Below are 24,150 nucleotides of genomic sequence, written 5' to 3'. Positions count from 1 at the left end.
GCCGCATATGCCGCCTCCCGGTCACCCGAGCGGGATAGACTGGGAGGCTGTGCCACTCGGCACGCCATCCCGCCCCTGCTCCTTCGGAGGAAACCCGTGCTCGCCGTCCATGATCTCGAGATCCGCATCGGTGCGCGCGTGCTGATGGAGCACGTCGACTTCCGCGTCTCCGACGGTGACAAGATCGGCCTCGTCGGCCGGAACGGCGCCGGCAAGACCACTCTCACGAAGACGCTCGCCGGCGAGACGCTGCCCACCGCAGGTCGCATCGACCGCAGCGGCGAGATCGGCTACCTGCCTCAAGACCCGCGCTCAGGCGATCCCGAGATGCTCGCCCGCACCCGCATCCTCGATGCGCGCGGGCTCGGGCAGATCGCGCTCGGCATGCACGAGGCATCCATGCAGATGGGCAGCGACGACCCCGCGGTCGCCGAGCGCGCGATGAAGAAGTACGGCAACCTCACCGACCGCTTCAACGCGCTCGGCGGGTACGCCGCCGAAGCCGAGGCGGCTTCGATCGCATCGAACCTGAACCTGCCCGACCGCATCCTCGACCAGCCGCTGAAGACCCTCTCCGGCGGCCAGCGACGCCGCATCGAGCTCGCCCGCATCCTCTTCTCCGATGCCGAGACGATGATCCTCGACGAACCGACGAACCACCTCGACGCCGACTCCGTCGTCTGGCTTCGCGAGTTCCTGAAGAACTACCGGGGCGGCGTCATCGTGATCTCGCACGACGTCGTGCTCGTCGGCGAGGTCGTGAATCGCGTCTTCTACCTCGATGCGAACCGTTCGGCGATCGACATCTACAACATGGGCTGGAAGCACTATCAGCGTCAGCGCGCCGCCGACGAGGAGCGTCGCAAGAAGGAGCGGATGAACGCCGAGAAGAAGGCGGGAGTCCTGCAACTGCAGGCCGCGAAGTTCGGAGCGAAGGCCTCGAAGGCCGCGGCGGCGCACCAGATGGTCGCTCGCGCCGAGAAGCTCCTCGCGGGCCTCGAGGAGGTGCGCGCCGTCGACCGCGTCGCGAAGCTGCGTTTCCCGACGCCGGCCCCGTGCGGCCGCACGCCGATCACCGCATCCGACCTCTCGAAGAGCTACGGCTCGCTCGAGATCTTCACCGCGGTCGATCTCGCGATCGACCGCGGATCGAAGGTCGTCATCATCGGCCTGAACGGTGCCGGCAAGACGACGCTCCTGCGCATCCTCGCGGGCGTCGACGCACCCGACACCGGCGTCGTCGAGGCCGGTCACGGCTTGCGCGTCGGCTACTACGCCCAGGAGCACGAGACCATCGACGTCAAGCGTTCGGTGCTCCAGAACATGGTCAGCGCCTCGCCGAACCTCACCGAGACCGAGGCGCGCAAGGTGCTCGGCTCGTTCCTCTTCACGGGCGACGACGTGCACAAGCCCGCCGGAGTGCTGTCGGGCGGCGAGAAGACGCGTCTCGCACTCGCGATGATCGTCGTCTCAGGTGCGAACGTGCTGCTCCTCGACGAACCGACCAACAACCTCGACCCGGCGAGCCGTGCCGAGATCCTCGACGCACTCGCGCACTACGAGGGCTCCGTCGTGCTCGTCTCGCACGACCCCGGAGCGGTCGAGGCGCTGAACCCCGAGCGTGTGCTCATCATGCCCGACGGCACCGAAGACCACTGGAGCCGCGAGTACCAGGAGCTCATCGAACTGGCCTGAGTTCAGCGCCGGTCGAGCACGCCGTCTTCGAGATCGGCGTCGACGTCGCGTTTCGGCTGTCTCGGTTTGCGCGGCGCGCGCGTCGAGGCATCCATCGAACCGGATGCCTCGGCGATGGCCTTGCGCTCCTGATTGGCCGCCCACGCGAGGCCGATGAAGGCCATCAACGCGAAGACGAACCACTGCAGCGCATAGGAGAGGTGCGGCCCCTCGTCGCGCTCGGGTCGCGCCGCGGCCAGCGGGGGCTCGTCGGCATCGGCGCCGGATTGCACGAGCACGCCGTACGCCGCGGTGTAGCTCGGCTCGCCGACGCGCTCGGAGAGCTCTTCGAGGTCGATCGTGGCGAACTCGACACCCGTCGACGTTCGGCCTTCGATGCGGCCCTCGCCCGCCTTCAGCCGCGCCTCGACCTCGACGTGCCCGGCCGGCGGGGCCGGCACATCGCTCGGCCGCCCGGCGGAGTTCTGGGCGATCCATCCGCGATCGATCATGAACACGGTGCCGTCGTCGAGCCGGAACGGGGTGACGACCTGGAAGCCCGAGCTCCCCTCGAACGGCCGGTTTCGCACCACCACCTCCTCATCGACGAGGTACTCACCCGACAGGGAGACGACCTGCCACCGCTGGTCGATGTCGAACGAGGCGGGATCGGGCAGCGCCTCGGCGACGGGAACGGCCTCGGCGTCGTAGTTCGCATCGATACGGGCGACCTCGGCGAGCGCCTCTGCGCGCCGATTGAGCTGCCAGGTGCCGAGCGCCGAGCTCACGATCGCGAAGATGATCGTGAGCACGAGGTAGCCCGCCCATCGGCGGTGCAGGAGGAAGCGCCAGTCGTTCACGGCCGGCCTCCGTCCGCGGCATCCGATCGGGCCTCGTCGATGACGTCGAATGCCGCGACCGCGACCGGGAACGACCGCGCCTCGAGGAACCCGCGCAGGTAGTCGACGTGCTCGTCGCACGCGAGCCAGGTCTTGCCGCGGTCAGCGGTGTGGATGCGCGGATTGCGCCAGTCGATGCGCCACGTCGCGGGCTTGCGGCATTCCGCGCGCGAGCAGGCGCCGTGGTCGGGCGATGCGCCCAGGCCACCGATCATGCGGCACCGCGTTCGTCGTCGCGGGAATCGCTCGTCGGCGTCGGCGTCGGCCCACCCGCGTCGCTCGGGTTCGTCGCGCCGTCATCGGGCAACGGAAACTTCGTATCGTCGATCGGGGACTCCGTCGGTTGCGGCATCTGCGGGGGAGTGCTCCGCACGAGCCCGCCGGGGCGCAGCACCCGCGGCTGCCTGGTGGGTCCGCTCACGTTCGCGAGCACGACGGCGAAGTACGGGAGGAGGATGGCTCCCGCGGCGAACACCGCGAGCCACCAGCCCTTCGCGAAGAGCAGCGCGAAGATGCAGAGCACACGAATCGACATCGCGATCGTGTACTTGATCATGCGCGACCGCCGCTCCGCTTCGGGCGAGGGAGGCAGCGTCGTGATCGCCTGCTGCTGCTTCATGGCTGGTCGCCGTGGGTCTGCGGCGCTCCTCTTGGTTAAGCCTACGTCCATCGACGGGCGGCGGATGCCCCGAATGTCCGAGCCTCTATGCTGAAACGGGCCGATCGGCCCGACCCCAGAAGGAGATGCACGCATGACGACGAGCCGCACCGTTCTCGTGACCGGTGGCAATCGAGGCATCGGCTTCGCGATCGCCAGCGAGTTCATCGCGCAAGGGCACCGGGTCGCCGTCACCGCGCGCTCGGGTGAAGGGCCGGAGGGCTCGCTCACCGTACGCGCCGACGTCACCGATGCGGCATCCGTCGACGCGGCGTTCACCGAGATCGAGGCCGCACTCGGCCCCGTCGAGGTCGTCGTCGCCAACGCCGGCATCACCCGTGACACCCTGCTGCTGCGCATGAGCGAAGACGAGTTCACGAGTGTCATCGACACGAACCTCACCGGTGCGTTCCGGGTCGTCAAGCGTGCGTCGAAGGGCATGCTGAAGGCCCGATTCGGCCGGATCGTGCTGATCTCGAGCGTCGTCGGCCTCTACGGCTCCGCCGGCCAGGTGAACTACTCGGCGTCGAAGGCGGGGCTCGTCGGCATGGCCCGATCGCTCACCCGCGAGCTCGGTGCCCGAAACATCACTGCGAACGTCGTGGCACCGGGCTTCATCGAGACCGACATGACCGACGCACTGCCCGAGGCGCAGCAGGCGGAATACCGGAAGAGCATTCCGCTCGCCCGGTTCGCGACGCCCGACGAGGTCGCGAAGGTCGTCGCCTGGGTCGCCGGCGACGACGCCGGCTACATCTCGGGAGCCGTCATTCCGGTCGATGGCGGACTCGGCATGGGTCACTAGATCCCAGCACGGCCGTCGCCGGCGCGCCCCGTTTCCCGTTCGGACTCATCGGGGCCGCCCGAGCACTGCCTCGCCGACACGATCGGACGGGTTGTTGACCTTGCGGATCATCGAAGGCCAGACTGGGGCACGCGGGTCGGAGTTCGACGTGCGATGCAGCTTCAGTTCGGGGGAACTGACGAATCGGGCGATGCAGGCATGCCCGGTCCTGCAGCGGTGAGCATGGCAAGGGGGAACCATGTCGGAAATCGGTGAAGAGCGCACCCGTGAGCGGCCGAGTCGTGGATGGGTCTGGATCGTCGTCGCGATCGCGGTCGTGCTCGGCCTGATCGCGGGATTCATCGGCGGTCTGCTGGGGCGGAATATCGGCGCGCCGGCTCCGTCCGCATCGCCGACTCCTGCAGCCGTCTCCTCGGCCGGCGCCGTGTGCGACGCGACGACGGTCTCGAACGAGGTGCTGCCGGCGGTCGTGACGATCTCTGCGACGAACGGCGCCGAGGGGGGTGTCGGAACCGGCGAGATCATCCGCGATGACGGCTACATCGTCACGAACAACCACGTGATCTCGGTCGCGGCGAACGGCGGCGAGATCACCGTGCTCTACAGCAGCGGCGAGACGGCTCCCGCGACGCTCGTCGGGCGCGACCCCCGTGCCGACCTCGCCGTACTCAAGGTCGACCACTCGAGCCCGTTGCCGACGATCGAGCTCGGCAGTTCGGAGCAGGTTCAGGTCGGACAACCGGTCGTCGCCCTCGGCGCCCCGCTCGGGCTCTCGGGCACCGTGACCGCCGGCATCGTCAGCGCTGTGGGGCGAGACGTGACCGTTCCGAGCGACGACGACCAGACCACGCTGCTCGCTGGGGCGATCCAGACGGATGCCGCGATCAACCCCGGCAACTCCGGTGGCCCCCTCGTCGACTGCGACGGCAGGCTGATCGGCATCAACACGGCGATCGCCACGGTGCCCACCTCCTCGGGCGAATCGGGCGGCGGCAGCGTGGGAATCGGTTTCGCGGTTCCCGTCGATCGTGCGATCTCGATCGTCGACCAGATCATCGAGACCGGCAGCGCGAGCTATCCGTACTTCGGTGTGGCCGTCGCCGCGATCTCGGCGAACTCCGCCGCCGACTTCGGCGTCGAGGCCGGCCTCTACGTCGCCTCGGTCGTCGCCGGGGGACCCGCCGCTGAAGCCGGGATCCAGGCCGGGGACATCATCCTCACCGTCGACGGTGAGCCGGCGACCAGTCCGGAGACCTTGACGGCGATCACCCTCGAAGCCCAACCGGGGGACGAGGTCGAGATCGGGTACCTGCGCGACGGAATGACGGCGACCACGACCGTGACGCTGCAGGAAGCACCCCGGAGCTGAAGGCCTACTCGATCGCTCAGGCCGAGCGCACGTGAGCGATCAGAGGGCGCGCCCGATCCAGAGGCCGATCGCCGCAGCGGCGACGCAGAAGACGAGCATGAGCACGCCGCTGGTGAACGACGCCGCATAGCGTCGCTGCTTGAGCAGCTGCACCGTCTCGTAGCTCGCGGTGCTGAACGTCGTGTAGCCGCCGAGGAAGCCCGTGCCGATCACGACGCCGAGGTCGCTCGGCAGCAGGTGGGAGAGGGTCAATCCGGTGATGATGCCGAGCACGAGCGATCCCGACACGTTGACGATGGTCGTCGCCCATGGGAACGCGGTGCGAAGGCGAGAGCGGACGACCCCGTCGACGACGAGGCGCACGCCGGCGCCGACGCCGCCGGCGACGGCCAGGAGGAGCAGGACCGGCAGTGTCATGATGCGGCCTCCGCGTTCGTCGTTCGCGCCTTCCGGTCGCTGACGCTCGAGCCTGCCACGAGGCCGAGCCAAGTCGCCAGCCCGCCGACGGTCACGGTGCCGAGCGAGTACAGCACCGACACGCCCACCGAACCGCGCATGATGAGCACCGCGGTATCGATCGCCAACGAACTGTAGGTCGTGAAGCCGCCGCAGAAGCCGGTGCCGAGGAGCAGCTTGAGGTTCTTCGCCGTCGAGCTGTCTGCACCCAGGAAGGTCACCGAGGAGGAGAGGTAGCCGAGTACGAACGCACCCACGACATTGATGATCGCAATGGAGAGCGGCACATCGGCGAGGTTCGGGATCACGAGCGAGAGGCCCCCGCGTGAGGCCGTCCCGAGCGCGCCGCCTACCGCGACGAGTCCGATCGGCGCCCACCTGAGGTGGGGCGGGCGTGCCGCGGGCTTCACTCCTTCCCCGGGAGGTACGACCGGACCCCCGGTGCTCGAGCGGGGATGATGACGACCGGACGCGACTGCTGATGGGCGAGCTGCACACCGATCGAACGATTGAAGAACTCCTGGATGCTTCCGCTGACCGAGTGCTCGTGGGCGCCCACGACGATCATCGACGCGTCGAGGGTGTCGGCCAGATGGCCGAGGGCGCGCGCGACATCGCCCGCGAGTGCGAGCGGGCGCCAGGCCGCACCCGTCGGGGCGAGGATCTCGCCCAGGGCGGCAGCGAGCTCGGCATCGAACTCGCCCTCGCGCTCGTCGCCGAAATCGGGGTCGATCGACGAACTCGAGACCGAACCATCGGCGGCCTCCGCCGTCACGAATCGGCCCGGGTTGACGTGGGCGCACACCAGATCGGTCTGAAACCTGGCGGCGAAGGCCGCCGCGTGCAGCACGACGACCGGTGGTTGCCCGGGCGTGACGCCCACCACGACAGAGTGCATAGTACGGCCTTCGCCCCGTTCAGCCTTGGTCGCGATGCTACGCGGGCACCCGGGAACGGTCAACGACGACCGCTGCGCCGCAGGCCCAGCAGCGCGAGCACCGGCGCGAGGTCGGGCCGGTCGATCGAGACGTCTGCACGGGCGCGCACGACGGGCTTCGCGCAGAACGCGACGCCGAGCGCCGCGCGATCGAGCATCTGCAGGTCGTTCGCCCCATCGCCGACCGCGACCGTGCGGTGCAGCGGGATGCCCCGCTCCCGCGCCCACTCCTCGAGCGCTGCGGCCTTCGCGGCGGCGTCGATGATCGGTCCGTCGACACGCCCGGTGAGAAGGCCCGCTTCGACCTCGAGCCGGTTCGCCCGGCAGAAGTCGAGCCCGAGGCGAGCGGCGAGGGGGTCGAGCATCTCGTGGAAGCCGCCGGAGACCACGCCGACGCATCCGCCCGCCGCGTGCACGCCCGCAATGAGTTCGCGCACGCCGGGCGTGGGCGTCATGCGTTCGCGTGCCACGGCGAGCGCGGAGACCTCGAGCCCGGCGAGCGTCGCGACGCGTTCCCGAAGGCTCTCGGCGAAATCGAGTTCACCGCGCATCGCGCGCTCGGTGACCGCCGCGACGTGCTCGAGGCTGCCGGCCGCCTCCGCGAGGAGCTCGATCGCCTCCTCGCGGATCAGCGTGGAGTCGGCGTCGAGCACGACGAGCGGGCCGCTCGCGCGGCCGGTGGCGCCGGTGCTCACGCGATCGCCCGGACGCGCGAGCCCTTGCCCACGACGGTGATGCCGGAGTCGGTCACGATGAATCCTCGGGCGAGGTCTTCGGCCCGGTCGACGCCGATTCTTGCGCCGGCGTCGACGACGACCTCCTTGTCGAGGATGGCCCGCCGCACGGTGGCACCGGCATCGATGCGCGCCCGGTCGAAGAGGATCGAGTCGGCGACGTGGGCTCCTGAGCCGACGACGGCCCACGGCCCGATCACGCTGCGTTCGACGTGCGCGCCCGAGATGACCGAGCCGAGCGAGACGATCGAGTCGATCACGGTGCCGAGCGTGCCGCGGGCGTCGCGGGTGAACTTCGCCGGGGGCGAGTTCAACTGCTGGCTGAAGATCGGCCACTGGCGGTTGTAGAGGTTGAAGACCGGCAGCACCGAGATGAGGTCTTGGTGGGCTTCGAAGAAGGAGTCGATGGTGCCGACGTCGCGCCAGTAGTACCGGTCGCGAACGGTGGAGCCCGGTACTTCGTTTCGCTGCAGGTCGTAGACGCCGGCCGCGCCCTGCGCCACGAATGCCGGGATGATGTCGCCGCCCATGTCGTGACTCGAGTCCGTGCGCTCACCGTCGCTGAGCACCGCGTCGATCAGGGCGCTCGCGTCGAAGACGTAGTTGCCCATCGAGGCGAGCACTTCGCGCGGCGAGTCGGGCAGGCCGACCGGGTCGGTGGGCTTCTCGAGGAATCGGTGGATCTTGTCGGGGCGGGCCGGGTCGACCTCGATGACGCCGAACTGGTCGGCGAGTCCGATCGGCTGCCGGATCGCGGCGACGGTCGCAGCCGCCCCGGATTCGACGTGCGCATCGATCATCTGGCCGAAATCCATGCGGTACACGTGGTCGGCGCCCACGACGACGATGATGTCGGGCTGTTCGTCGTAGATGAGGTTGAGGCTCTGCAGGATCGCGTCGGCGGAGCCCGAGAACCACCGCTTGCCGAGACGCTGCTGTGCAGGCACGGAGGCGACGTAGGAGTTGAGCAGGCCGCTCATGCGCCAGGTCTGCGAGACGTGCCGGTCGAGGCTGTGCGATTTGTACTGGGTGAGCACGACGATCTGACGCAGACCCGAGTTCAGCAGATTCGACAGCGCGAAGTCGATCAGGCGGTACTGACCGCCGAACGGTACTGCGGGCTTCGCGCGGTCTGCTGTGAGGGGCATGAGTCGTTTGCCCTCGCCGCCGGCGAGGACGATGCCGAATACCTTTCGCGTGGCCATGGCACAACTGTAGTCAGCGAGGCGGGTCGGCGGGTGGCGAAGTCAGGGCGTGACGGATGCCGCTGCGCTACGTTTGCTGCATGCGCGTCGACCTGCTCACCCGCGAATACCCACCCGAGGTCTACGGCGGTGCCGGCGTGCACGTGGCCGAACTCGTCCGCGCCCTCCGCACGAGCATCGACGTGCAGGTGAGGTGCTTCGGTTCGCCTCGCTCCGATCCCGGCACCTTCGGGTACGCGACACCGGCGGAATTCTCGGCGGCGAACCCGGCTCTCGGCACCATGGGCGTCGACCTGCTCATGGCAGGCGACACCGCGGGCGCCGATCTCGTGCACTCGCACACCTGGTACGCGAACTTCGCCGGGTTCACGGCGAAGCGCCTGCACGGCGTGCCGCACGTCGTGACGGCGCACAGCCTCGAGCCCTTGCGCCCGTGGAAGGCCGAGCAACTCGGTGGCGGCTATCGCCTGTCGTCGTGGGTCGAGCGAAACGCCTTCGAAGACGCCGACGCGGTGATCGCCGTCAGCGAGGGCATGCGGCGTGACATCCTCCGCGCGTATCCCTCGATCGATCCCGCCCGGGTCGAGGTGGTCTACAACGGCATCGATCTCGACGACTGGGCCCCGCGGCGCGACCCGGATGCCGTTCGCGCGCTCGGCGTCGATCCCGAACGGCCGTCGATCGTCTTCGTGGGCCGGATCACCAGGCAGAAGGGCCTGCCCTACCTGCTTCGAGCCGCACGACTGCTGCCCGATGACGTGCAGCTCGTGCTGTGCGCCGGTGCGCCGGACACCGAGGAGATCATGGCCGAGGTCACGGCGCTCGTCGAGGCGCTGCGCGCCGAACGGGAGGGCGTGGTCTGGATCGACCGGCACTTGCCCAGGGGTGAGCTCACCGCGCTCCTGTCCGCCGCGACGACCTTCGTCTGCCCCTCGGTCTACGAGCCGCTCGGCATCGTGAACCTCGAGGCGATGGCCTGCGGTGCGCCCGTCGTGGGCACGGCGACGGGCGGCATCCCCGAGGTCGTCGCCGACGGCGTCACGGGGGTGCTCGTGCCGATCGAGCAGCTCGACGACGGCACCGGAACGCCCGTCGACCCCGACCGTTTCGTCGCCGATCTCGCGGCGGCCCTGACCGCCGTCGTGGCGGATCCGCAGCGGGCGGCCGCGATGGGCGCGGCCGGACGGCGCCGGGCAGAGGCCGATTTCGGGTGGGCGGCGATCGCCGAACGCACGCTCGATCTCTACGGTCGAGTGCTCGCCCGTTGACCGGCGGGCGGCACGCACAGCGCGTCGCGTGGGCGGAGCGACCTCCGCGCTGCCGATAGCATGGGAACCATGGCGAGTACGGTTCTGCAGTTCCACGATGTGTCGGTGGTCCGCGACGGCAACACGATCCTCGACTCGGTCGATTGGAGCGTCGCCTCCGACGAACGCTGGGTCATCCTCGGGCCGAACGGTGCGGGCAAGACCACGCTGCTGCAGATCGCCGCCGCGGCGATGCACCCCACCTCTGGCACCGCCGATGTGCTGCAGGAGGCACTCGGCAAGGTCGACGTCTTCGAACTGCGCCCCATGATCGGCTTCGCCTCGACGGCGATGGCGCGCAAGATTCCGCGCAACGAGACCGTGCTCGACGTCGTGCTCACCGCGGCGTACTCGGTGACCGGGCGCTGGAACGAGGAGTACGAGAGCATCGACCTGCGCCGTGCGCAGCGGGTGCTCTCGGAGTGGGGCCTCGAAGGCTTCGCCGACCGCCGCTTCGGCAGCCTCTCCGACGGAGAGCAGAAGCGGGTGCAGATCGCTCGATCGGTCATGACCGACCCCGAACTCCTGCTGCTCGACGAACCGGCTGCGAGCCTCGACCTCGGGGCGCGCGAAGAACTCGTCGGCCTCCTCGGCGGCTATGCGGCGTCGACGGCATCGCCGGCGATCGTCATGGTCACCCATCACGTCGAAGAGATTCCGGTCGGCTTCACCCACGCCATGCTGCTCAGGAAGGGCGCCATCGTCACGGCGGGCCCTCTCGCCGAGGCGCTCACGGCAGAGAACCTCTCCGAGACGTTCGGCATGACGATCGAACTCACCGAGACCGACGGCCGGTACGCGGCACGCGCCGTGTGATCGTCCACCGCCGTCGGTTCTGCTAGACTCGATAGCTGGCCCGTGGGCCGACCTCTTTCCTGCGTGCACGCAGGCTTCGAATCCACCATCCGAACAACCAAGGAAGTCTCCATGAAGACCGACATCCACCCCGAGTACAACGCCATCGTCTTCCGCGACCTCGCTTCGGGCGCCACGTTCCTCACCCGTTCGACGGCGACGAGCGACAAGACGATCGAGCTCGACGGTGAGACCTACCCGGTCATCGACGTCGAGATCTCGTCGGAGTCGCACCCGTTCTACACGGGCAAGCAGCGCATCATGGACTCGGCCGGCCGCGTCGAGAAGTTCAACCAGCGCTTCAAGAACTTCGGCAAGTAGTTCGAATCTCCGAAGAGGACCCCGTCGGAATCGACGGGGTCCTCTTCGTATTCGAGGAGCGACGGATCGCTCAGGCGTCGGGCGCCTGCGAGATGCGCACGGTGTTGCCCGACGGGTCGCGGAAGGCGCAGTCCCGCGGACCCCAGCCCTGATCGATGGGTTCCTGGAGCACCTCGGCGCCCGATGCGCGCACGGTCTCGAACGTCGCATCGACGTCGTCGGAGCGGAACACGAGCATCGGCAGGACGCCCTTGGCGAGGAGTTCCTGCATGGCGTCGCCGTCGGCCTTCGAACGGCCGGCGTGCGGCTCCGAGAGCACGATGCCGAGTCCGGGCTGGGCATCGCTGCCGAGGGTGACCCAGCGGAACTCGCCGGATGCCACGTCGTTCTGCACCGCGAGGCCGAGCGCGTCCCGGTAGAACGCGAGCGACTCGTCGACGTCGTTGACGGTGATGTTGGTGTACTGGAGTGCGATGGTCATGGCAGTGACGCTACGCCGCCGCCACCGCGCCCGCTTCTTCGATCCTGCTCGAAGCGCCCCGAACCGGTCGGGTGTACGTCTTCGCGACGCAGGCGGGCATCGCGTTGACCGCATCGTGCGCGCGGCTGCGGTACGCGGTCGGCGTCTCCCCGACGATCTCGGAGAACCGCGAGCTGAACGAGCCCAGCGACGTACAACCGACGGTCATGCATGCCTCGGTCACACTCACGCCGGCTCGCAGCAGGGCCATCGCCCGCTCGATGCGGCGGGTCATCAGGTAGCTGTAGGGGGTCTCGCCGTAGGCGGCGCGGAACTGGCGCGAGAAGTGCGCCGGTGACATGAACGCCCGCTCGGCCATGGTCGGAACGTCGAGCGGTTTCGCGTACTCGCGATCGATCAGGTCGCGGGCGCGACGCAGCAGAACGAGGCTCTCGAGCTCCTGCGGAGTCATGATTCCACGGTAGCATCCGCCTCGCCGGGTGCAGCGGGCGCGGGGCCCGGCTCAGCGAACCGGCCAGGCGCCCGACGTCGTGAATTCGGCGTCGCCGTTGGCCCGTCGCCAGGCCTGGTAGCTCTCGGCCTGCTCCCGGCACCAATCGACCTGGCGGGCATGCAGTTCGGCGACGGCGATCGTGGCGAGTTCGGGGTGGGCACGGGCGATCGCCTGGGCGACGCGCCCGGCGGCCACAGCGTCGGCGCCGGCGTCGTGGGCGTCTTCGAGCGTCACCCCGTAGTGCTCGGCGGTGGCGGAGAGGGTGCGCTTGCCGCGGCGGTAGCGATCGACGGCCTTGTCGATGACGAGCGGGTCGATGACCGCACCGGGCACGGGCAGGGGAGCGAGGCCGTAGCGGCCTGCCTCGCGATCGAGGATGGTGAGGTCGTAGGCGGCGTTGTAGGCGACGATCGGCAGGCCGCGCGCCGCGGCATCCGTCAGTGCAGTGATGATCTCGACGACCGCGGCCGGCGCCGACTGACCCTCGGCACGCGCGCGCTCGGTGGTGACCCCGTGGATGAGTGAGGCAGCCGTGGGGATCTCGACGCCGGGGTCGACGAGCCATTCACGTCGCTCGAGCACTTCTCCCGACGCACCGAGCACGCCGACGTGGGCGGTGACGATGCGACACGTGTCGACGTCGATGCCGGTGGTCTCGAGGTCGAAGACGGCGAGTGTGTCGGCCCAGTGGGCTCCCGTGAGATCCATGGCGTCAGGCTATGGTCGGCCACCGTCATCATCGCGCCGGACCGGCGCGTGTCGGCGGCATCCGTGGTCCGGCCGCTCTGCACAGCCCTCAGTCGGCGCCCGGCGCCGCGCCATAGAATGTCGATGATGATCACCTCCCCGTACGCCGAGCAGCTCGCTCGCATCCCGGTGCGGGCGCACCGCGTCGACGTCGCCGGCACCCAGACCGCCTGGTGGGAGTACGGCGAAGCGGATGCCCCGGTGCTGGTGCTCGTGCACGGCTTCCGCGGCGACCACCACGGCCTCGAGCCCGTCGTCGCCCAGCTGCCCGGGTTCCGCATCGTCTCGCCCGACCTTCCGGGCTTCGGCGAGTCGGCGACGTTCGCCGACCGCCCGCACGACATCGCGGCGTACGCCGAGTGGCTCGGCGGGTTCATCGACGCCGTCGGCATCACGGGGCCGTACTCGCTGCTCGGCCACTCGTTCGGGTCGATCGTGTCTGCAGCGGCCGTCGCCGGCGGGCTCGCCCCCGAGCGCCTCGTGCTCGTCAATCCCATCGGCGCTCCGGCGCTCGAGGGGCCACGCGGCATCATGACCCGCCTCGCCGTGCTCTACTACCGCGCCGCAGCGGCCCTTCCCGAGCGTGCCGGCTTCGCCCTGCTCCGGAACGGCGCCATCGTGCGCGTCATGAGCGTGACCATGGCGAAGACGCGGTCGAAGTCGCTCCGCCGGTTCATCCACGACCAGCACGACCGGTACTTCTCCGCATTCGGCGACCGAGACGCGGTGCTCGAGGCGTTCCGCGCCTCCGTGAGCAACGACGTGAGCCAGTACGCCGCCGACATCGCCGTGCCGACGCTGCTCGTCGCCGCCGAGCGCGACGACGTCACCCCGCTCGCGGCGCAGCACCGGCTCGTCACGCTGTTCCCCGACGCGACGCTCGAGGTGATCCCAGAGGTCGGCCACCTCATCCACTACGAGACCCCGGGCGATGCCGCGGCGCGCATCCTGCGGTTCCTCCGCGCCGGAGCGCGCGCGTGAGGATCATCGTCGATTGCCGGTACACCCGCATCGGGCAGCACGACGGCATCAGCCGATTCACCGCGGGCATCGTCACCGAACTCGGCAAGCGGCATCCGCTCACCATGCTGGTCAGCGACCATCGCCAGCTCGACATGCTGCCCGACCTGCCGTGGCAGCTCGTGAGTTCGCCCACGAGCATCCGTGAGCCCCTCGTGGCGCTGCAGGTCAAGCGGCTGCGACCCGACGTCGTCTTCACGCCCATGCAGACGATGGGCTCCTGGGGCCGCGACTACAAGCTGCTGCTCACGGTGCACGACCTCATCTACTACGAGAACCGCACGCCGCCGCGCGACCTGCCGGCGCCCGTGCGCCTGCTCTGGCGGCTCTTCCACCTCGCCTGGTGGCCCCAGCGCCTGCTGCTGAACCGCGCCGACCAGGTGGTCACCGTCTCCGAGACCACTGCGGGGCTCATCCACGAGCATCACCTCACCGACCGGCCGGTCACGGTCGTGCCGAACGCCGCCGACGATCTCGGTGCGCCGTCGCTGCCCCGGGTGCGGCCCGAGGGGCACCGGCTCGTCTACATGGGCTCCTACATGCCGTACAAGAACGTCGACACGCTCGTGCGAGCGGTCGCAGCACTGCCCGACCACGAGCTGCATCTCATGAGCCGCATCAGCCGAGACGAGCGGGCGCGGCTCACGCGGCTCGCCCCGCAGGCGCGACTCGTCTTCCACGACGGCGCAACGGATGCCGCGTACGCCGAGTTGCTCTCAGGGGCGACCGCGCTCGTGCACGCCTCGAAGGCCGAGGGCTTCGGCATCCCGCTCGTCGAGGCCATGCGGCTCGGCACACCGGTCGTCGTCAGCGACATCCCGATCTTCCGCGAGATCGGCGGCGAGGCCGCGGTCTACTTCGACCCGGAGAATCCCGAGTCGCTCGTCGCGGCGCTGTGGTCGCTCGAGCGAGCGGGGGAGTGGGAGCGTCGTTCGGAGCTCTCCGTCGGCGTCACCGCCCGCTACAACTGGGCGGCGTCGGCCGAGCGTCTCCTGACGCTCATGCGGGCGACGGTCGCCGGCGAGGGGCGCCGCCGCCGTCGTCGCGGCCGCTGACGAGAGCAGGGCCTGGCGATCAGGCTTCGGTACCCGTGAGCGCCTCGGGCTCGACGAGTTCGAGCACGCCGGCCGCGAATCGCACGAGGTGCACCGAGCCGTTGGCGATCGCGTAGCCGGCGCCGGGCAGCGTCCAGCCGCTCAGGTGGAGCATGAGCGAGTGGATGACGCCGCCGTGCGAGACGACGATGACGGAGCCGCCGGGATGCGCGCCGGCGATCTCCGCGAGCGCGGCGGTCGCCCGTTCGATGACGGCCGATCGGGGCTCCAGCCCCTCGATGGTCGCGGCTCGCGCCTCGAGGGCAGCGCGTCCGGCGTGGTCGTGGCCCTCGAGCACGCCGTGGCGGCGCTCGGCGAGCGCGGCGACGAGCTGCGGCTCGGGCAGCTCGAGGTGCCGGGCGATGATCTGCGCGGTCTCCGAGGCACGCGAGAGGGGCGTGCCGTAGACGGCGTCCCAGCGCTCAGTGCCGAGGCGCGCGGCCGTCAGCTCGGCCTGCCGACGCCCGGTTTCGTTCAGCGGGATGTCGGTCGCGCCCTGGATGCGTCGTTCGCGGTTCCAGTCGGTCTCGCCGTGCCGCACGAGGGCGATGAGCACCGGTGCGGTGGGAGTGGCGTCGGTCGGGGCATCCGTCATTCGTCAACTCTCACAGATCGACGGCGGTCGTCACGAATCGAGCGCGGCCGCGAAGGCGGTGAGCGTCTCGCTGGTGCCCGCGTCGATCTTGACCGCTGCCCGGCTGTCGCCCTTCGTGATGCCGCGGTTCACGACGACGATCGGCAGGCGCTTTCGGCGGGCCTGCTCGATGAGGCGCATGCCGGAGTTCACCACGAGCGAGGAACCGGCCACGAGCAGCACGTCGGCGCCGCGCACGAGCGACGCGGCGGCCTGGAAGGTGTCTGCGGGCACGAACTCGCCGAAGAAGACGACATCGGGTTTCAGGATGCCGCCGCAGACGGTGCACGACGGGATCACCATCGCGTCGACGTCGTCGACCACGACATCGCCGTCGGGAGCCGGCCGGATCGCCGTCTCCAGGTCGATCTCGGGGTTCAGGGCTTCGAGCCGCTCGGCGATCGACTGGCGTGCGTAGTGCTGACCGCACGTGATGCACAGCACGCGGTCCATGCTGCCGTGCAGTTCGATGACGTGCTGATTGCCGGCCCGGCGATGCAGGCCGTCGACGTTCTGCGTGATCACGCCGTCGACGATGCCTCGGGCCTCGAGTTCGGCGAGGGCGAGGTGCCCCCGGTTCGGCACAGCGCTGCCGAAGCTGCGCCAGCCGAGGTGGCTGCCCGCCCAGTAGCGCTTCCGCGCACGCTCGGAGGCTAGGAAGGTCTGCACGGTCATCGGCGTGCGCACCGGAGCACCCTCGCCGCGGTAGTCGGGGATCCCGGAATCGGTGCTGACGCCGGCGCCCGTGAGCACGGCCACGCGAGCACCGCGGAGCAGTTCGATCGCCTCGGCGACCCGCTCATCGGCTGCCGACGGAGCTTCGATGCCTGTGCTCACCATGCCCCTTCCCTTCGACGTGCGTCCGAGTCTAGACGTGTCCGTTTTCCGGAATGTTTCCGGCACTGGCAGGCTGGAGGGTGAGGAGACGAATGCACATCGAACGAGTCCGCGACGCGGCATCCGATGCGGTGGCCGACTACGCACGGCTCACCGACGTCGCGCTGCGCAGCGCCAACGAGCCCGAGCAGGGCCTCTACATCGCCGAGTCCGCCAAGGTCATCCGCCGGGCCATCGGCGCGGGCCATCGCCCGCGCTCGGTGCTCATGGAGGAGAAGTGGCTCGCGGGGCTCGAGCCGGTGCTCGCGCCGTTCGACATCCCGGTGCACCTCGCCGACCCCGATCAACTCGAGGAGATCACCGGGTACCGCGTGCATCGCGGCGCGCTCGCGGCGTTCGAGCGCCCAGTGCTCGCCGACCCCGCCGACCTCCTCTCACATGCACGACGCGTCGTCGTGCTCGAGGACATCGTCGACCACACGAACGTCGGGGCGATCTTCCGAAGCGTCGCCGCGCTCGGCGCCGACGCGGTGCTCGTGAGCCCGCGCTGCGCCGACCCGCTCTACCGCCGCAGCGTGCGCGTGAGCATGGGCACGGTGTTCCAGGTGCCGTGGACCCGCCTGCCCGAGTGGCCGGAGGCGGCCCGGATGCTCCGCGCCCACGACTTCACGATCGCGGCGCTCGCCCTCGCCGACGACGCGATCTCGCTGCCCGCCCTGGCGGCCGACCCGCCCGAGCGCCTGGCACTCGTCTTCGGCGCGGAGGGCGACGGGCTCAGTCGCAGTGCGCTCGAATCCGCCGACCGCGTCGTGACGATTCCGATGCGGCACGGGGTCGACTCGCTGAACGTCGCCGCGGCCGCCGCAGTCGTGCTCTACGCGGTCGCACTCGACGAGGAGGTCGCCGGTGACTGACGTCGATGCGAGCCAGGCGAGGGCGCGGGTGTACCGGCGCCGGCGCATCGTCGTCTTCAGCGCCCTCGCGGTCGTGATCGCCCTCGTCACGACGGGCGGCGTCTACACCGCGAACGCGCTCGGCGCCGCGGTGCCGGCCGCCGCGCCGCAGGTCATCGACCCCGAGCCGGTTGCGGCGGCCCCGCAGCCGCTCGCGCTGCCCGGCTTCGGCAGCTACGCCGTGGGCGCGGTCGGGTTCGACGGGCTCGTCGCCGCCGGCAACGAGTCTGCGCCCATGGCGATGGCGAGCCTGACCAAGGTCGTCACAGCGCTCGTCGTGCTCGAGGCGCATCCGATCGCCGCGGGCGAGGGCGGACCCGGGATCGAGTACACCGAGGCCGACGTCGACATCTACTGGGACCAGGTCGCCCAGAACTCGTCAGTGGCGCCGGTGGCCGCCGGCAGCACGCTGACCCTGCGGGAGAGCCTCGAGGCCATGCTGCTGCCGTCGGGCGGCAACTACTCGATCTCCATCGCGAACTGGGCGTTCGGTTCGGTCGACGCGTATCTCGAGCGTGCCCGGGCCTGGGCCGCCGAACAGGGGCTCGCAGAGACGCAGCTCGCCGATACCAGCGGACTCTCGCTCGACAACGTGAGCACCGCGACCGACCTCGTGCGGCTCGGCCAAATCGCCCTCGCAGATCCGACGGTCGCCGAGATCGTCGCGAAGCCCACCGCAGACCTCCCCGAGGTCGGCACGGTCAAGAACTCGAACAAGCTGCTCGGCACCCACGGTGTCGACGGCATCAAGACCGGCACGACCGACGACGCCGCGAACCTGCTCTTCTCGGCCGACGTGCCGGTCGGCGGTTCGAGCGTCACGCTCGTCGGTGTGCTGCTCGGCGGCGAGACCCATGCCGTGCTCAACGAGGCGATCGCGGCACTGCTCGACTCGATCGCGCCGGGATTCCACGAGGTCGTGCCGCTCGAGGCGAACCAGGTGCTCGCCGAGTACACGACCCCGTGGGGCGAATCCGCACGGGCACGGGCCGCCGACGGGGCATCCGTCGTCGTCTGGAGCGATACCCCCGTGGATGTCGAGGTGCGGGCGGAGCCCGTGACGCTCGCGGCTCGCGGCGAGGAGGTCGGCACCGCCGTCGTGCACGTCGGCGCCCAGGAGATCAGTGTGCCGCTCGTGCTCGACAGGGCGATCGAGGACCCGGGCGCGTGGTGGCGGCTCTCGAATCCGGGCGCGCTCGGCTGACCCGGCAGGGCTGCTGCGGACGCCGGATCGCACGCGAGGCGCGGTTCAGTCGGGCAGGGCGTACGGCCCGGCATCCGGCCGCTTGGCGCTGATGAGGTCTCCTGAGGACTGATGCCGGATGCGGCGCACCACCCACGGCACGAGGTACTCGCGAGCCCACGAGAAGTCTTCGACCCGGGCCTGGCGCCAGGTGCCAGAATGCAGCGGCTCAGGCTTCAGGGGCTCGAGGGTGTTCTCGACGTTCAGGGCGCTCAGCACCATGCGGGCGACGGTGTGGTGGCCGAGCGCGTTCAGGTGCAGCCGGTCGGGCGCCCACATGCGCTGGTCCTGGATCGCGGTGAGCGCCCACTGGTCGGCGACGATGCAGTCGTACTTCGCGGCGATCGCGCGAAGGTTCTCGTTGTAGATCGCCACCTTGCCCCGGATGCCGCGGAAGACCGGCGAGAAGCCGACATCGACGCCGGTGAAGATCACGATCGTCGCGTGATCACGGGAGAGCCGCTCGACGGCGTACTCGAAGCGCGAGGCGATCTCGTCGGGGTCGGTGCGCGGGCGGATCACGTCGTTGCCGCCGGCCGAGATGGTGATGAGGTCGGGCCGCAGGGCGAGCGCAGGCTCGACCTGCTCGTCGATGATCTGCTGGATGAGCTTGCCGCGCACCGCGAGGTTCGCGTACGCCAAGTCTTCGGTGCCCTGGGCGAGCACCTCGGCCACACGGTCGGCCCAGCCGCGGTGCCCGCCGGGCGCGGACGGCTCGGGATCGCCGATGCCTTCCGTGAACGAGTCGCCGAGGGCGACGTAGCGCGACCAGGGATGCTGCTGCGTGACCATTCCTCCATTGTGCAGGCTCCATGGGTTCGAGGATGTCGGGCCCCTCCGCTACGCTCGGATTCAGTGAGCACTGCGATCCCTTTCGGCCCCCAACCGGGCACGTCGGCCGCCGAGCACCTCTCACCGTCGTTCCCGGAGCGTGCAGCGTGGGGCACGGCTTCGAAGCTGCGCGCCTGGCAGGCCGAGGCCCTCGAGCAATACCTCGACGAGTTGCCGCGCGACTTCCTCGCGGCCGCCACGCCCGGCGCCGGCAAGACGACGTTCGCCCTGCGGCTCGCAGCCGAGTTGCGGGCGCGGCGCATCATCGACCGCATCACGGTGGTGGCACCCACCGACCACCTCAAGCGGCAATGGGCCGATGCCGCGGCGCGCGCCGGCATCCGTCTCGATCCGGGGTTCCGCAACGCCCACGGCAGCAGCTCGCGGCACTTCCACGGCGTTGCGGTCACCTACGCGCAGGTGGCCATGCGCCCGGCGCTGCACCGCGAGCTGACCCTCTCGGGCAAGACGCTCGTGATCCTCGACGAGGTGCACCACGGCGGTGACGCCCTCTCGTGGGGCGATGCGATCCGCGAGGCGTTCGATCGCGCCGAGAAGCGGCTCTCGCTCACCGGCACGCCGTTCCGGTCCGACACCGCGCCCATCCCGTTCGTGCAGTACGAGCCCGACGCGCACGGCGTGCGGTTGTCGAAGACCGACTACGACTACGGCTACGGCCGAGCTCTCGCCGACGGCGTCGTGCGCCCGGTGCTCTTCATGGTCTACGCGGGCCACATGCGCTGGCGCACGAAGGCCGGCGACGAGATGGAGGCCAAGCTCGGCGAAGACAACACGAAAGACATCACCTCCTCGGCCTGGCGCACGGCCCTCGAGCCGAGCGGCGAGTGGATCCCGGCGGTGCTCGCCGCTGCCGATCGCCGGCTCACCGAGGTGCGCCACGGCATCCCCGACGCCGGCGGGCTCGTCATCGCCACCGACCAGACCGTCGCACGGGCGTATGCCCAGATCCTCGAGCAGATCTGCGGCGAGAAGGTCACGATCGTGCTCTCCGACGAGAAGGAGGCGAGCGCGCGCATCGAGGAGTTCTCGGCGAACACGAGCCGGTGGATGGTCGCGGTGCGCATGGTCTCCGAGGGCGTCGACGTGCCGCGGCTCGCGGTGGGCGTCTACGCCACGAGTGCGTCGACGCCGCTCTTCTTCGCCCAGGCCATCGGCCGCTTCGTGCGGGCACGGCGCCGCGGTGAGACGGCATCGGTCTTCCTGCCCAATGTGCCGGGCCTCATGGCGCTCGCCTCGCAGCTCGAACTCGAACGCGATCACGCGCTCGACCGGCGCAGCGGCGAGGGCGACGACGACGGCCTCGACGACAGCCTGCTCGAGTCGGCCAACCGCGAGGAGCGCGCCTCCGAAGAGGCGGGTCTCGGCACCTGGGAGGCGATCGGCTCGGATGCCTCGTTCGATCGCGTGCTCTACGACGGCACCGAGTTCGGCACCCTCGCCGAGCCCGGCAGCGACGAGGAGTACGACTTCATCGGCATCCCCGGCATCCTCGAACCCGAGCAGGTCTCCGAGCTGCTGCGGCACCGTCAGGCGCGTCAGGCGCGGCGGGCAGGGGAGCGGCGCAAGCACGTCGTCGCAGAGGAGAACCCCGAACCGGTCGCGCTGTACCGCACGCTGAAAGAGCAGCGCTCGCTGCTCAACAGCCTCGTCGGGCTGTGGGCGCGTCACACGGGTGAAGCCCACTCGCAGGTGCACGCCGAGCTGCGCCGCGTGTGCGGCGGCCCGGCTGTCGCGCAGGCCACCGTGACGCAGCTGCAGGCGCGCATCGAGTTCCTGCGCAAGCGACTCGGCAGTCGCTGATCAGGTCGGCGGTGCGGGGATAGCATGACCCGTATGGAACGTCGTACGCGGGTGCTCGTCGTCGCCATCGTCGTCTCCTTCATCGCGTTCCTCGATGGTGCGGTCATCAACGTGGCACTGCCGTCGATCGAAGCCGAGCTCGGCGGCGGCCTGGCCCTGCAGCAGTGGGCGGTCGATGCCTACCTCCTGACGCTCGGCTCGCTGATCCTGCTCGCGGGGTCGCTGTCGGACTCGTTCGGGCGGCTGCGCATCATCCGCATCGGGCTCTACGGCTTCGCCGCCACCTCGGTGCTCTGCGCGATGGCACCCGACGGCCTCGTGTTCGTCATCGGCCGTGCCCTGCAGGGTGCGGCCGGCGCCCTGCTCGTGCCGAGCTCGCTCGCGCTCATCATCGCGACGTTCCCGGCGGCGGCGCAGGGCAAGGCGATCGGGCGCTGGACGGCGTGGACGACCGCCGCGTTCCTCATCGGTCCGCTTCTCGGCGGGGCGCTCGTCGACCTCGTCTCGTGGCGACTCGTCTTCTGGATCAACCTCGTGCCGATCGCCTTCGCCCTCGTTTTCATGCGCGCGCTCGGCCGCGATGAGCCGAACCCCGCCCGGGAGCGCATCGACTGGCTCGGCGCGGGCCTCGGCGTCGTCGGTCTCGGCGGCACGGTCTTCGCCCTCATCGAGCAGGGCCGCTTCGGCTGGTCGTCGCCGGTGGTCTTCGTGCCGCTCGTCGTCGGCATCGTCGCGTTCGCCGTGTTCCTGTGGTGGGAGCGACGCGCCCCGCAGCCGATGCTGCCGCTGAGCCTGTTCCGCGCCCGAAACTTCGCGGCGGGCAACCTCGCGACGCTCTTCATCTATGCCGCCCTCTCGCTCGGCACGTTCGCGATCGCGATCTTCCTGCAGGAGTTCGCCGGGTTCTCAGCGACCCTCGCTGGGCTCGCGACGCTGCCGCCGACCATCATGATCGTCTTCCTCGGCTCCTGGTTCGGCGGGCTCTCGTCGCGATTCGGTCCGCGCATCTTCATGACGTTCGGCCCGCTCACCGCTGCGATCGGCTACCTGCTCACGCTCACCGTCACCGACGACGTGGCGTACTGGACCCAGCTCCTGCCGGGCATCGTGGTCATGGGACTCGGTATGGCGATGACGGTGGCGCCGCTCACGTCGGCGATCCTCGGCGCGGTCGACCCGGCGCGGGCCGGCATCGGTTCGGCGGTCAACAATGCCGTCGCGCGCATCGCCGGGCTCGTCGCGATCGCCTCGATCGGCGTCATCGTCGGCACCAGGCTCGATGTCGAGGGCTTCCACCGGGCGGCGATCGCCACGGCGGCATTCCTCGTGATCGGCGGCGTCGTGTCGTGGATCGGCATCCGGAATCCCGCCCGGGCGCCGATGCCCTCCGAGGCGGCGCCGGCGCGCGACTGAGGGCCCCCGCACTTCGCTCGGGCCGCCTCCGACGGGCCCGAGAGTCCCGTTCGGTTCGGCACGTTCGTCTGCGTTCGTTGCGCCCGGCGCGTTCGGTCAGCGCACCTCGGCGGCCTGCTCCGCTGCGACCCCTGCGGCGGCGACGTCGTGCAGACCGCCGATTTCGGCCGCCCGATCGAGGGCGGCCATGAGGTCGCTCGTGAGGTCGTCGACGTGTTCGAGACCGATCGCGAGGCGCACGATGCCTGCGCCCGGCTTGGCCTCACCTGCGACGGGGCGGTGCGTGAGCGAGGCGGGATGCTGCACGAGCGAGTCGACGCCGCCGAGCGACACGGCATGGGTGATGAGCTCGCACGATTCCGTGAAGCGCGCGGCCGCCTCGTACCCGCCCACCATGTCGAGCGCGATCACCGATCCGGGCCCCTCGAGCTGGGTGCCGAGGAGGCCGGCGGGATCCTGGCCGGGGAGGCCGGGGTAGTGCACGCGCGCCACCGCCGGATGCGCGAGCAACCGCTCGGCGAGTACGGCAGCGGTCTCCTGCTGCGCGCGTACCCGCAGCGGAAGGGTGCGGAGTCCGCGGTGCAGCAGGTACGCGGCCATCGGGTGGAGGAGTCCGCCGGTGAGCGCACGCACCTGTCGCAACCGCTCGACCCACTCCTGGTCACCCGCCACGACGCCGCCCATCACGTCGCCGTGACCGCCCAGATACTTGGTGGCGCTGTGCAGCACGAGGGTCGCTCCGTGCTCGACCGGGCGTTGCAGCACGGGCGTCGCGAAGGTGTTGTCGACGAGCAACGGCACTTCGCCCGCCGCATCCGCCACCGCCCGGATGTCGAGGAGTTCGAGCGTCGGGTTCGCGGGGGTCTCCACGATCACGAGCCCGGTGTCGGGCCGAATCGCGGCAGTGATGTCCGCGGGGCCCACCCACGTCACCTCCGTGCCGAGCAGCCCACTCGCGAGCACATGGTCGGTGCCGCCGTAGAGCGGTCGTACGGCGACAACGTGCGGGCGGCCGGCGGAGGCCGAGGCGATCAGCGTGGCGGCCAGCGCCGCCATGCCGCTCGCGAACGCGACGGCACCCTCGGTGCCCTCGAGGCCGGCGAGCGACTCCTCGAATCTCGCCACGCCGGGCTGCCAGAGTCGCTGGTAGACCGCCGAGCGGCCCTCGCCGAGATCGTGCCCCGTCGCGAGCTCTTCGTACGAGGCGCCTCCGGTCTCGACGTCGCCCAGCGGGTTCGTGGTGGAGAAGTCGATGACGGGCACGTGGGAACCGCTCTCCCGCACACCCGTCATGCCGCCGTGGACGGCGCGGGTCTCGAGATGTGACGACGATGTCTGCATGGGTCGAACCAAAGCAGAATCT

27 protein-coding genes are annotated in these 24,150 nt (G+C 70.1%); 12 read left to right on the top strand and 15 right to left on the bottom strand.

The features are described 5' to 3' along the window. Nucleotides 1–96 precede the first annotated feature (96 nt). Nucleotides 97–1,695 (top strand): ABC-F family ATP-binding cassette domain-containing protein, encoded by a 1,599-nt coding sequence (locus DCE93_RS07645; protein WP_108595362.1) that lies wholly within the window; start codon nt 97–99, stop codon nt 1,693–1,695. Nucleotides 1,696–1,697: 2 nt separating this feature from the next. Here DCE93_RS07645 and DCE93_RS07640 read toward each other — a convergent pair whose 3' ends face one another. The 3 genes from DCE93_RS07640 to DCE93_RS07630 are packed head-to-tail and all read right to left on the bottom strand — an operon-like array spanning nt 1,698 to nt 3,192. Further along, complete coding sequence (locus tag DCE93_RS07640) at nt 1,698–2,534, bottom strand: SURF1 family cytochrome oxidase biogenesis protein (RefSeq protein ID WP_165906096.1); 837 nt, start codon at nt 2,532–2,534, stop codon at nt 1,698–1,700. Further along, nucleotides 2,531–2,788 carry a hypothetical protein gene (locus tag DCE93_RS07635; RefSeq protein WP_108595360.1) on the bottom strand — a complete coding sequence of 86 codons (258 nt, stop codon included), beginning with the start codon at nt 2,786–2,788 and terminating at the stop codon, nt 2,531–2,533. The genes DCE93_RS07640 and DCE93_RS07635 overlap by 4 nt, the downstream gene beginning before the upstream one ends. Beyond that, nucleotides 2,785–3,192, bottom strand: a complete 408-nt coding sequence (locus DCE93_RS07630; protein ID WP_108595359.1) for a DUF3099 domain-containing protein — start codon at nt 3,190–3,192, stop codon at nt 2,785–2,787. Before DCE93_RS07630 ends, DCE93_RS07635 begins: the two co-directional genes overlap by 4 nt. Before the next feature lie 133 nt (nt 3,193–3,325). Between DCE93_RS07630 and DCE93_RS07625 the strand changes: the two genes are divergently transcribed. Next, the gene (locus DCE93_RS07625; RefSeq protein WP_108595358.1) at nt 3,326–4,036 is read left to right on the top strand and encodes a beta-ketoacyl-ACP reductase; all 711 of its coding nucleotides are present in this window, start codon (nt 3,326–3,328) and stop codon (nt 4,034–4,036) included. Between the two features lie 238 nt (nt 4,037–4,274). Beyond that, complete coding sequence (locus DCE93_RS07620; RefSeq protein ID WP_108595357.1) at nt 4,275–5,405, top strand: S1C family serine protease; 1,131 nt, start codon at nt 4,275–4,277, stop codon at nt 5,403–5,405. Nucleotides 5,406–5,444: 39 nt separating this feature from the next. Here the strand turns inward: DCE93_RS07620 and crcB are convergent, their stop codons facing one another. The 5 genes from crcB to DCE93_RS07595 are packed head-to-tail and all read right to left on the bottom strand — an operon-like array spanning nt 5,445 to nt 8,737. Continuing rightward, nucleotides 5,445–5,822, bottom strand: a complete 378-nt coding sequence (gene crcB / locus DCE93_RS07615; protein ID WP_108595356.1) for a fluoride efflux transporter CrcB — start codon at nt 5,820–5,822, stop codon at nt 5,445–5,447. Further along, nucleotides 5,819–6,271 (bottom strand): fluoride efflux transporter FluC, encoded by a 453-nt coding sequence (locus DCE93_RS07610; RefSeq protein ID WP_108595355.1) that lies wholly within the window; start codon nt 6,269–6,271, stop codon nt 5,819–5,821. The genes crcB and DCE93_RS07610 overlap by 4 nt, the downstream gene beginning before the upstream one ends. Beyond that, nucleotides 6,268–6,759, bottom strand: coding sequence for a universal stress protein (locus DCE93_RS07605; protein WP_108595354.1), 492 nt, complete (start codon nt 6,757–6,759; stop codon nt 6,268–6,270). Before DCE93_RS07605 ends, DCE93_RS07610 begins: the two co-directional genes overlap by 4 nt. A gap of 59 nt (nt 6,760–6,818) precedes the next feature. Continuing rightward, on the bottom strand, nt 6,819–7,493 hold the full coding sequence (gene serB, locus DCE93_RS07600; protein ID WP_244284119.1) for a phosphoserine phosphatase SerB: 675 nt from the start codon (nt 7,491–7,493) through the stop codon (nt 6,819–6,821). Further along, complete coding sequence (locus tag DCE93_RS07595) at nt 7,490–8,737, bottom strand: glucose-1-phosphate adenylyltransferase (protein WP_108595353.1); 1,248 nt, start codon at nt 8,735–8,737, stop codon at nt 7,490–7,492. Before DCE93_RS07595 ends, serB begins: the two co-directional genes overlap by 4 nt. 80 nt (nt 8,738–8,817) lie before the next feature. On the opposite strand from DCE93_RS07595, the gene glgA reads away from it, so the two are divergent. The 3 genes from glgA (at nt 8,818) to DCE93_RS07580 (ending at nt 11,220) form a co-directional block, all read left to right on the top strand. Then, nucleotides 8,818–10,005, top strand: a complete 1,188-nt coding sequence (glgA, locus tag DCE93_RS07590) for a glycogen synthase (RefSeq protein ID WP_108595352.1) — start codon at nt 8,818–8,820, stop codon at nt 10,003–10,005. Nucleotides 10,006–10,074: 69 nt separating this feature from the next. Beyond that, nucleotides 10,075–10,860, top strand: a complete 786-nt coding sequence (locus DCE93_RS07585; protein ID WP_108595351.1) for an ABC transporter ATP-binding protein — start codon at nt 10,075–10,077, stop codon at nt 10,858–10,860. 111 nt (nt 10,861–10,971) lie between these two features. Next, a complete protein-coding gene (locus DCE93_RS07580; protein ID WP_108595350.1) occupies nt 10,972–11,220 on the top strand; it encodes a type B 50S ribosomal protein L31 in 249 nt (82 codons plus the stop codon). A 70-nt stretch (nt 11,221–11,290) separates the two neighbouring features. Here DCE93_RS07580 and DCE93_RS07575 read toward each other — a convergent pair whose 3' ends face one another. Genes DCE93_RS07575 through DCE93_RS07565 form a run of 3 tightly spaced genes read right to left on the bottom strand, consistent with a single transcriptional unit; the run spans nt 11,291 to nt 12,902 of the window. Next, nucleotides 11,291–11,701 carry a VOC family protein gene (locus DCE93_RS07575; protein WP_108595349.1) on the bottom strand — a complete coding sequence of 137 codons (411 nt, stop codon included), beginning with the start codon at nt 11,699–11,701 and terminating at the stop codon, nt 11,291–11,293. Nucleotides 11,702–11,711: 10 nt separating this feature from the next. Next, complete coding sequence (locus DCE93_RS07570) at nt 11,712–12,152, bottom strand: helix-turn-helix transcriptional regulator (RefSeq protein ID WP_108595348.1); 441 nt, start codon at nt 12,150–12,152, stop codon at nt 11,712–11,714. Nucleotides 12,153–12,203: 51 nt separating this feature from the next. Next, a complete protein-coding gene (locus DCE93_RS07565) occupies nt 12,204–12,902 on the bottom strand; it encodes an exonuclease domain-containing protein (RefSeq protein ID WP_108595347.1) in 699 nt (232 codons plus the stop codon). Between the two features lie 123 nt (nt 12,903–13,025). Between DCE93_RS07565 and DCE93_RS07560 the strand changes: the two genes are divergently transcribed. After that, the gene (locus DCE93_RS07560; RefSeq protein ID WP_108595346.1) at nt 13,026–13,922 is read left to right on the top strand and encodes an alpha/beta fold hydrolase; all 897 of its coding nucleotides are present in this window, start codon (nt 13,026–13,028) and stop codon (nt 13,920–13,922) included. Beyond that, nucleotides 13,919–15,016: a glycosyltransferase family 4 protein gene (locus tag DCE93_RS07555; RefSeq protein ID WP_108595345.1), complete on the top strand. Its 1,098-nt coding sequence runs from the start codon at nt 13,919–13,921 to the stop codon at nt 15,014–15,016. The genes DCE93_RS07560 and DCE93_RS07555 overlap by 4 nt, the downstream gene beginning before the upstream one ends. A 19-nt stretch (nt 15,017–15,035) precedes the next feature. On the opposite strand, the gene DCE93_RS07550 is transcribed toward DCE93_RS07555, so the two are convergent. Further along, nucleotides 15,036–15,650, bottom strand: coding sequence for a histidine phosphatase family protein (locus DCE93_RS07550; RefSeq protein ID WP_108595344.1), 615 nt, complete (start codon nt 15,648–15,650; stop codon nt 15,036–15,038). 30 nt (nt 15,651–15,680) lie between these two features. Next, complete coding sequence (locus DCE93_RS07545; protein WP_108595343.1) at nt 15,681–16,529, bottom strand: NAD-dependent protein deacetylase; 849 nt, start codon at nt 16,527–16,529, stop codon at nt 15,681–15,683. An 89-nt stretch (nt 16,530–16,618) separates the two neighbouring features. On the opposite strand from DCE93_RS07545, the gene DCE93_RS07540 reads away from it, so the two are divergent. Then, nucleotides 16,619–17,440: a TrmH family RNA methyltransferase gene (locus tag DCE93_RS07540; protein ID WP_108595342.1), complete on the top strand. Its 822-nt coding sequence runs from the start codon at nt 16,619–16,621 to the stop codon at nt 17,438–17,440. Continuing rightward, the gene (locus tag DCE93_RS07535) at nt 17,433–18,683 is read left to right on the top strand and encodes a D-alanyl-D-alanine carboxypeptidase family protein (RefSeq protein WP_108595341.1); all 1,251 of its coding nucleotides are present in this window, start codon (nt 17,433–17,435) and stop codon (nt 18,681–18,683) included. The genes DCE93_RS07540 and DCE93_RS07535 overlap by 8 nt, the downstream gene beginning before the upstream one ends. Before the next feature lie 45 nt (nt 18,684–18,728). Here DCE93_RS07535 and DCE93_RS07530 read toward each other — a convergent pair whose 3' ends face one another. After that, the gene (locus tag DCE93_RS07530; protein WP_108596652.1) at nt 18,729–19,514 is read right to left on the bottom strand and encodes an SGNH/GDSL hydrolase family protein; all 786 of its coding nucleotides are present in this window, start codon (nt 19,512–19,514) and stop codon (nt 18,729–18,731) included. 63 nt (nt 19,515–19,577) lie between these two features. Here DCE93_RS07530 and DCE93_RS07525 point away from each other — a divergent pair, with 63 nt between their 5' ends. Together DCE93_RS07525 and DCE93_RS07520 are read left to right on the top strand one after the other, a co-directional pair. Next, the gene (locus DCE93_RS07525) at nt 19,578–21,374 is read left to right on the top strand and encodes a DEAD/DEAH box helicase (RefSeq protein WP_235825251.1); all 1,797 of its coding nucleotides are present in this window, start codon (nt 19,578–19,580) and stop codon (nt 21,372–21,374) included. A gap of 33 nt (nt 21,375–21,407) precedes the next feature. Beyond that, nucleotides 21,408–22,787, top strand: a complete 1,380-nt coding sequence (locus DCE93_RS07520; protein ID WP_244284118.1) for an MFS transporter — start codon at nt 21,408–21,410, stop codon at nt 22,785–22,787. A 96-nt stretch (nt 22,788–22,883) separates the two neighbouring features. On the opposite strand, the gene DCE93_RS07515 is transcribed toward DCE93_RS07520, so the two are convergent. Beyond that, nucleotides 22,884–24,128, bottom strand: coding sequence for a trans-sulfuration enzyme family protein (locus DCE93_RS07515; RefSeq protein WP_108595339.1), 1,245 nt, complete (start codon nt 24,126–24,128; stop codon nt 22,884–22,886). Nucleotides 24,129–24,150 lie beyond the last annotated feature (22 nt).

Origin of the sequence: Agromyces badenianii (genome assembly GCF_003070885.1) — a bacterium.
Classification (GTDB): Bacteria; Actinomycetota; Actinomycetes; order Actinomycetales; family Microbacteriaceae; genus Agromyces; species Agromyces badenianii.
This window is presented reverse-complemented; position numbering and strand designations above follow the sequence as displayed.

Coding starts and splice junctions, on each gene's coding strand:
- DCE93_RS07625 (WP_108595358.1), top strand. CDS start 3,326: ATGACGACGAGCCGCACCGTTCTCGTGACCGGTGGCAATCGAGGCATC.
- DCE93_RS07635 (WP_108595360.1), bottom strand. CDS start 2,788: ATGATCGGTGGCCTGGGCGCATCGCCCGACCACGGCGCCTGCTCGCGC.
- glgA (WP_108595352.1), top strand. CDS start 8,818: ATGCGCGTCGACCTGCTCACCCGCGAATACCCACCCGAGGTCTACGGC.
- DCE93_RS07575 (WP_108595349.1), bottom strand. CDS start 11,701: ATGACCATCGCACTCCAGTACACCAACATCACCGTCAACGACGTCGAC.
- DCE93_RS07605 (WP_108595354.1), bottom strand. CDS start 6,759: ATGCACTCTGTCGTGGTGGGCGTCACGCCCGGGCAACCACCGGTCGTC.
- DCE93_RS07545 (WP_108595343.1), bottom strand. CDS start 16,529: ATGGTGAGCACAGGCATCGAAGCTCCGTCGGCAGCCGATGAGCGGGTC.
- crcB (WP_108595356.1), bottom strand. CDS start 5,822: ATGACACTGCCGGTCCTGCTCCTCCTGGCCGTCGCCGGCGGCGTCGGC.
- DCE93_RS07585 (WP_108595351.1), top strand. CDS start 10,075: ATGGCGAGTACGGTTCTGCAGTTCCACGATGTGTCGGTGGTCCGCGAC.
- DCE93_RS07620 (WP_108595357.1), top strand. CDS start 4,275: ATGTCGGAAATCGGTGAAGAGCGCACCCGTGAGCGGCCGAGTCGTGGA.
- DCE93_RS07580 (WP_108595350.1), top strand. CDS start 10,972: ATGAAGACCGACATCCACCCCGAGTACAACGCCATCGTCTTCCGCGAC.
- DCE93_RS07565 (WP_108595347.1), bottom strand. CDS start 12,902: ATGGATCTCACGGGAGCCCACTGGGCCGACACACTCGCCGTCTTCGAC.
- DCE93_RS07595 (WP_108595353.1), bottom strand. CDS start 8,737: ATGGCCACGCGAAAGGTATTCGGCATCGTCCTCGCCGGCGGCGAGGGC.
- DCE93_RS07520 (WP_244284118.1), top strand. CDS start 21,408: ATGGAACGTCGTACGCGGGTGCTCGTCGTCGCCATCGTCGTCTCCTTC.
- DCE93_RS07570 (WP_108595348.1), bottom strand. CDS start 12,152: ATGACTCCGCAGGAGCTCGAGAGCCTCGTTCTGCTGCGTCGCGCCCGC.
- DCE93_RS07630 (WP_108595359.1), bottom strand. CDS start 3,192: ATGAAGCAGCAGCAGGCGATCACGACGCTGCCTCCCTCGCCCGAAGCG.
- DCE93_RS07515 (WP_108595339.1), bottom strand. CDS start 24,128: ATGCAGACATCGTCGTCACATCTCGAGACCCGCGCCGTCCACGGCGGC.
- DCE93_RS07540 (WP_108595342.1), top strand. CDS start 16,619: ATGCACATCGAACGAGTCCGCGACGCGGCATCCGATGCGGTGGCCGAC.
- DCE93_RS07550 (WP_108595344.1), bottom strand. CDS start 15,650: ATGACGGATGCCCCGACCGACGCCACTCCCACCGCACCGGTGCTCATC.
- DCE93_RS07530 (WP_108596652.1), bottom strand. CDS start 19,514: ATGGTCACGCAGCAGCATCCCTGGTCGCGCTACGTCGCCCTCGGCGAC.
- DCE93_RS07560 (WP_108595346.1), top strand. CDS start 13,026: ATGATGATCACCTCCCCGTACGCCGAGCAGCTCGCTCGCATCCCGGTG.